Origin of the sequence: Microbacterium sp., from assembly GCF_041641055.1 — a bacterium.
Taxonomy (GTDB): domain Bacteria; phylum Actinomycetota; class Actinomycetes; order Actinomycetales; family Microbacteriaceae; genus Microbacterium.
Genome location: NZ_JBEPZB010000056.1, coordinates 1 through 5,380, shown reverse-complemented (window position 1 = coordinate 5,380; position 5,380 = coordinate 1). Strand labels below are relative to the sequence as shown.

The following is a 5,380-nucleotide window of genomic DNA, read 5'->3' as shown; positions in this document are numbered from 1 at the left end:
CTCCGTAGCCTTGAGGATCTCGACCGAGCGGGTACGGCCGACGCCGTAGATGTAGGTAAGGGCGATCACCACGCGCTTATCGCGCGGGATGTCAACGCCGGCAAGACGTGCCATGCGGTTCTCCTGGATGTTGTGGAGGTGTGGAGCAGGATCGGTGCTCGGGCCTCCGCCCCGAGGTGTCCCCCACTCGCGTGGGATCTGATCCTGCCGTTGTGTGTATTGAGTTGTGAGTCAGATCAGAAGAGTGATCAGCCCTGGCGCTGCTTGTGGCGCGGGTTGCTCTTGCAGATCACCATGACGCGGCCGTGACGACGGATCACCTTGCAGTGATCGCAGATGGGCTTGACGCTGGGATTGACCTTCATGATGTGTCCTGTTCGCTGTCTTCACCGGGCAGGCGGAGTGCCTGGGGTGTTACTTCTCGACCGATCAGCGGTAGCGGTAGACGATCCGGCCGCGGGTCAGGTCGTAGGGGCTGAGCTCCACGACCACACGGTCCTCCGGGATGATACGGATGTAGTTCTGCCGCATCTTGCCTGAGATCGTTGCAAGGACCTTGTGTCCGTTGGAGAGCTCAACGCGGAACATCGCGTTGGGCAGAGCCTCGGAGATCACTCCCTCGATCTCGATGACACCGTCTTTCTTAGCCATAGCCTCGCTGACGCTTCTGCAGACCGGTCGATCTGCGGTGGGTGGTTGGAATTGCGATGCCCCGCCGATTCAGACACGCCGAATCAAGGCACAAGGCACCAAAGATCTATGTTATCCGACAACGGGAGTTCCGGCAACCTGAGCAGGATGCCCGGAACTCCCGTCGGAAGATCGTCGATCAGCTGATGAGATCGGTGAAGGTCTTGAAGTCCGCCGCATCCTGCAGATCGAGGCGCTTGCCGTTGACCTCCACGGTGGGCGTGCCGTTGACCTCGTTCTTCTGCGCCTGAGCCTTGCCGAACTTGCGGTACGTCTCGTCGGTGATGCACGACACCGCGTCATCCGCACCGACCTGGGTGGCGAAGTCCGCGAGCTGCTGGGTCGTCAGACCGCTCGTGTTCTCCGCGGGCTGGTTGTCGAAGAGGGTCTGCGCGTAGTCGAGGTACAGGTCGGGGTTCGACTCCGCCACGCACACCGCGGCGCCGGCGGATCGCGAGGAGAACTCGGTGCCCTGAGAGTAGCGGTCGAGGATCGCGATCGGGTGGTACGAGAGCGTGATGCGGCCCTCGGAGGCTGCCGTCTCCAGCGCCTCGCCGTACTGCTCCTCGAAGTTCTTGCACACCGGGCACTGGAAGTCGACGAAGATCGAGACCTCGTCCTCGCCGTCGCCGAACGAGACAGCCCCGGTCTCCGAGTTGAACGTGTCGTTCGCCTTGGGCGTCGCGCCAGGGCTGGTCGCCTGGTTGTTGAGGTTCACGACCACGATGGCGAGCACGGCCAGAACGACCACCACTGCCGCCGAGACGCCGATCACGAACCAGTTGGTGTTGCTCTTCGCAGCTGCCATTGCGTTCCGTTTCTGTCGAGGCCTGCCCCCGTCGGGCATGACCTGAAGTCCTCGGGTGCACGCGCACCCATACCACCATTGTGCCCGGAGAAACCTATGCGCGCGTTGTGACGGCGTTCTGCATGACGACGCGGACCGAGTGATCCGCGATGTCAGGGGATCGGGGTCGGCGTGATGCCGAACGCGGCGAGGCCCGCTGCGCCGCCGTCGGCAGCGGTCAGCACCCAGATGCCACCCTCGTGCAGAGCGACGCTGTGCTCCCAATGGGAGCCGTCGGTCCCGTCGACCGTCGAGACCGTCCAGTCGTCGTCTTCGACGAACGTCTCGTCGCTGCCTGCGGTCACCATGGGCTCGATCGCGAGGACGAGGCCGGGCTTGACCTCCGCACCGGGATCGGGCGTGCGGTAGTTGAAGACGCTCGGCGCTTCGTGCATCTTGCGTCCGATGCCGTGGCCGACGTACTCGCGGAGGATCCCGTAGGTCTCCCCCGACACGGCGGACGGGCCCTGTGCCTCGATGTAGCCCTGGATGGCGGCGCCGATGTCGCCGAGGTGCGAGGCGGATGCCATCGCGGCGATCCCCGCCCACATCGAGCCCTCGGTCACGCGGGAGAGCTCTTCGCGCTGTGCGACGAGGTCTGGGCGGGTCTCGTCGGGGACGACGACCGTGATGGCGCTGTCGCCGTTCCAGCCCTGGTACTGCGCTCCGCAGTCGATCGAGACGATGTCGCCGGCCTGCAGCACACGCTCGCCGGGGATGCCGTGCACGACCTCTTCGTTCACCGAGATGCAGGTGGTGTGGCGGTAGCCGCGGACCAGCTGGAAGTTCGACTCGGCCCCGCGCGCCAGGATGACCCGGTTCGCCTCGGCGTCGAGCTCCAGCGTGGTGACGCCAGGACGGATCAGCGGGCGGACGGCATCCAGCGCCGCAGCCGTGATGAGCCCCGGTTCCACCATCGCACGCAGCTGCGCGGCGTTCTTGTAGATCGACTTGCGGAACACGGCGGTGCGGGTCAGGCCGCGAGGCGGAGACCGCGGGCGGTCAGCGCCGCGAACACGCGCTCGGTGATCTCGTCGAGCGAACCCACGCCGTCGATGCGGTCGACGATGCCGCGCGGCCCGTAGACCTCGAGGATCGGAGCCGTCTCGTGCTCGTAGATGTCGAGACGGTGGGCGATCGCCTCGTCCGTGTCATCCGATCGGCCCTGCTCCGCCGCGCGGAGCTTCAGCCGCTCGAGGCTCTCCTCGCGCGGGACGTCGAGGAGGATCACGGCGTCGAGGGACTCGCCGCGAGCGCCGAGGAACTCGTCGAGGTGTGCGACCTGCGCCGTGTTGCGGGGGTACCCGTCGAGCAGGAATCCGTTCGCCGCGTCATCCTGAGCCAGGCGATCGCGGACGATCTCACTGGTCAGCTCGTCGGGGACCAGGTCGCCCTTGTCGAGGATCGCCGTGACCTGCTGGCCGAGCGGCGTCCCCTCCTTGATGTTCGCGCGGAAGATGTCGCCGGTCGAGACGACCGGGATCCCGTAGGACTCGGCGATGCGGATGCCCTGGGTGCCCTTGCCGGAGCCCTGCGGCCCGACGATGAGAAGACGAGCGGATGCTGTCATCGGAGGAGCCCTTCGTAGTGACGCTGCTGCAGCTGCGCATCGATCTGCTTGACCGTCTCGAGACCGACACCCACGATGATGAGGATCGAGGCGCCGCCGAACGGGAAGTTCTGGTTGGCGCCGACGGTGGCGAGGGCGATGAGCGGGATGAGCGCGATCAGACCGAGGTAGATCGACCCTGGCAGCGTGATGCGGGTGAGCACGTAGTCGAGGTACTCGGCGGTGGGGCGACCGGCGCGGATGCCCGGGATGAAGCCGCCGTACTTCTTCATGTTGTCGGCGACCTCGACCGGGTTGAAGGTGATCGCGACGTAGAAGTAGGTGAACCCGATGATCAGCAGGAAGTAGACCGCCATGTAGATCGGGCTGTTGCCGGTGGTGAAGTTCGCGCTGATCCAGGTGACCCACGCGGCGGGCTCCGACCCGTCCTGCGGAGTGTTGAACTGTGCGATCAGGGCCGGGATGTACAGCAGCGACGAGGCGAAGATCACGGGGATCACACCCGCCATGTTCACCTTGATCGGGATGTAGGTGTTGGTGCCGCCGTACGTGCGACGGCCCACCATGCGCTTCGCGTACTGCACGGGGATCCGTCGCTGGGACTGCTCGACGAACACCACGAGCGCCATGACGATGATTCCCACCAGGAGCACCAGGAGGAAGACCTCGAAGCCCTTGCTCTCCCAGATCAGCCACATGGCGCCGGGGAAGGTGGCGGCGATCGAGGTGAAGATCAGCAGCGACATGCCGTTGCCGATGCCGCGCTCGGTGACGAGCTCCGCGAACCACATGATGAGTCCGGTACCGGCGGTCATCGCCATGATGATGAGCAGCTGCGCCCACCACACGTCGTTGGTGAGGAGGTTCTGGCAGGCGGCGACATCCGTCGTGCCGAACAGCTGTCCGCTGCGGGCCACCGTGACGAGGGTGGTCGACTGCAGCAGCGCGAGTGCGATCGTGAGGTAGCGCGTGTACTGGGTCAGACGGGCCTGGCCGGCCTGACCTTCCTTGTGCAGCGCCTCGAAGTGCGGGATGACGACTCGCAGGAGCTGGGTGATGATCGTGGCCGTGATGTACGGCATCACACCCAGTGCGAAGATCGACAGCTGGAGGAGCGCCCCGCCGGAGAAGAGGTTGACCAGCCCGAGGAGTCCTTCGGTGCCCGAGTTCTGAGCCAGGCACTCCTCGACGTTCGGGAAGTTCACGAACGGAGCAGGGACATTCGAGCCAAGCCGATAGATGGCGACGATGGCGAGGGTGAAACCGATCTTCCGACGCAGGTCGGGCGTGCGGAAGATCCGCGCGATGGCGCTAAACAAGGACGTTCCTCCTGAAAAGGTTGCCGTCCTTGGAGGACGGCTGAAAGAACAGGCTAACCCATAAGAGGGGCCGGAGAATCTCCGACCCCTCTCATGAAGTGGTTACTTGACGGATCCGCCGGCCGCCACGATCTTCTGCTCGGCAGAACCCGAGACCTTGTCGACCGAGACGGTGAGCTTCACGGCGATGTCGCCGTTTCCGAGAACCTTGACCTTTTCGTTCTTGCGAACGGCACCCTTGGCGACCAGGTCGCTGGTGGTGACGTCGCCGCCCTGGGGGTACAGCTCCGCGAGCTTCTCCAGGTTCACGACCTGGTACTCGACGCGGAACGGGTTCTTGAACCCGCGCAGCTTCGGGGTGCGCATGTGCAGCGGCATCTGCCCACCCTCGAAGCCGACGCGAACGGTGTTGCGAGCCTTGGTGCCCTTGGTGCCACGACCTGCGGTCTTACCCTTGGAACCCTCACCGCGACCGACACGGGTCTTCGCGGTGTTGGCTCCGGGGACCGGACGCAGGTGGTGCACCTTCAGCACGCCGGGGCGGGATGCCGGAGCATCCTTCTTCGGCGCGGCCTTCTTGGCAGCCGGCTTCTTGGCGGTCTCGGCCTTGGCCTCGGACGCCTTCGCGGGTGCCTTCTTGGCAGCAGGCTTCTTCTCGGCTGCGGCCTTGGGAGCGGCAGCCTTCTTCGGGGCCTTCTCAGCCTCGACGGCTTCGTTCTTCTCAGCCATTAGTCGATCTCCTCAACCTTGACGAGGTGGGCGACGGTCTTGACGTAACCGCGCGTCTGCGCGTCGTCGGGGCGAACGGTGCTGTCACCGATGCGCTTGAGACCGAGGCTGCGCAGCGTGTCACGCTGGTTCTGCTTCTCGCTCACCTTGGACTTGACCTGCGTGACCTTCAGGCGCGCAGCCATCAGGCACCTACCTTCTGTGCGGCGATGGCGTCAGCCTCCG

General features: G+C 65.1%; 9 protein-coding genes. All 9 read right to left on the bottom strand.

The features are described 5' to 3' along the window. Window positions 1–114, bottom strand: a 114-nt coding sequence (rpsM, locus tag ACESK8_RS17745) for a 30S ribosomal protein S13 (protein ID WP_372969812.1), incomplete at its 3' end; no start/stop codon positions are given. A 134-nt stretch (window positions 115–248) separates the two neighbouring features. After that, a complete protein-coding gene (gene rpmJ / locus ACESK8_RS17740) occupies window positions 249–365 on the bottom strand; it encodes a 50S ribosomal protein L36 (RefSeq protein ID WP_005050492.1) in 117 nt (38 codons plus the stop codon). Between the two features lie 64 nt (window positions 366–429). Then, window positions 430–651, bottom strand: coding sequence for a translation initiation factor IF-1 (infA, locus tag ACESK8_RS17735; RefSeq protein WP_017201569.1), 222 nt, complete (start codon window positions 649–651; stop codon window positions 430–432). A gap of 178 nt (window positions 652–829) precedes the next feature. After that, window positions 830–1,498 carry a DsbA family protein gene (locus ACESK8_RS17730; RefSeq protein ID WP_372969811.1) on the bottom strand — a complete coding sequence of 223 codons (669 nt, stop codon included), beginning with the start codon at window positions 1,496–1,498 and terminating at the stop codon, window positions 830–832. Window positions 1,499–1,650: 152 nt separating this feature from the next. Beyond that, window positions 1,651–2,499, bottom strand: coding sequence for a type I methionyl aminopeptidase (map, locus tag ACESK8_RS17725; RefSeq protein ID WP_372969810.1), 849 nt, complete (start codon window positions 2,497–2,499; stop codon window positions 1,651–1,653). Between the two features lie 11 nt (window positions 2,500–2,510). After that, window positions 2,511–3,107 (bottom strand): adenylate kinase, encoded by a 597-nt coding sequence (locus ACESK8_RS17720; RefSeq protein ID WP_372969809.1) that lies wholly within the window; start codon window positions 3,105–3,107, stop codon window positions 2,511–2,513. Then, on the bottom strand, window positions 3,104–4,426 hold the full coding sequence (secY, locus tag ACESK8_RS17715; protein WP_372969808.1) for a preprotein translocase subunit SecY: 1,323 nt from the start codon (window positions 4,424–4,426) through the stop codon (window positions 3,104–3,106). Before secY ends, ACESK8_RS17720 begins: the two co-directional genes overlap by 4 nt. 102 nt (window positions 4,427–4,528) lie before the next feature. Then, a complete protein-coding gene (rplO, locus tag ACESK8_RS17710; protein WP_074731618.1) occupies window positions 4,529–5,155 on the bottom strand; it encodes a 50S ribosomal protein L15 in 627 nt (208 codons plus the stop codon). After that, window positions 5,155–5,340: a 50S ribosomal protein L30 gene (gene rpmD, locus ACESK8_RS17705; RefSeq protein ID WP_042538783.1), complete on the bottom strand. Its 186-nt coding sequence runs from the start codon at window positions 5,338–5,340 to the stop codon at window positions 5,155–5,157. Before rpmD ends, rplO begins: the two co-directional genes overlap by 1 nt. Window positions 5,341–5,380: the final 40 nt, after the last annotated feature.

What these genes read in the sequence shown, in the direction of transcription:
- infA (WP_017201569.1), bottom strand. Translation starts at nt 651, where the DNA reads ATGGCTAAGAAAGACGGTGTCATCGAGATCGAGGGAGTGATCTCCGAG.
- rplO (WP_074731618.1), bottom strand. Translation starts at nt 5,155, where the DNA reads ATGGCTGAGAAGAACGAAGCCGTCGAGGCTGAGAAGGCCCCGAAGAAG.
- rpmD (WP_042538783.1), bottom strand. Translation starts at nt 5,340, where the DNA reads ATGGCTGCGCGCCTGAAGGTCACGCAGGTCAAGTCCAAGGTGAGCGAG.
- rpmJ (WP_005050492.1), bottom strand. Translation starts at nt 365, where the DNA reads ATGAAGGTCAATCCCAGCGTCAAGCCCATCTGCGATCACTGCAAGGTG.
- ACESK8_RS17730 (WP_372969811.1), bottom strand. Translation starts at nt 1,498, where the DNA reads ATGGCAGCTGCGAAGAGCAACACCAACTGGTTCGTGATCGGCGTCTCG.
- ACESK8_RS17720 (WP_372969809.1), bottom strand. Translation starts at nt 3,107, where the DNA reads ATGACAGCATCCGCTCGTCTTCTCATCGTCGGGCCGCAGGGCTCCGGC.